The organism is Helicobacter salomonis, from assembly GCF_017979425.1.
Lineage (GTDB): Bacteria > Campylobacterota > Campylobacteria > Campylobacterales > Helicobacteraceae > Helicobacter > Helicobacter salomonis.
In genome coordinates, this window is sequence record NZ_JAERIS010000064.1 from 1 (window position 1) to 277 (window position 277).

General features: G+C 48.0%; 1 rRNA gene. It reads right to left on the reverse strand.

Annotation, left to right across the window (positions count from 1 at the left end):
* Nucleotides 1-4: 4 nt before the first annotated feature.
* Nucleotides 5-277: ribosomal RNA gene (locus tag KCO92_RS07280) — 23S ribosomal RNA — on the reverse strand; the annotation flags it as partial.

Below are 277 nucleotides of genomic sequence, written 5' to 3' on the forward strand. Positions count from 1 at the left end.
TAGTAGTAGTATTTAGGGTTGGAGAGTGGTCTCCCCGGCTTCAGCCCGGATTTCACGTGTCCTGGCCTACTCTGGATTCTACTACCATTGAGAGAACTTTTCGCATACAGGGCTATCACTTTCTATGGCGTGTTTTTCCAAACACTTCTGCTAAGTTCTCTCTCTAGCTAATGTAGTCCTCAACCCCGAGTGCAAGCACTCGGTTTGCCCTTTTCCCCTTTCGCTCGCCACTACTCAGGGAATCTCGTTGATTTCTTTTCCTCTAGCTACTGAGATG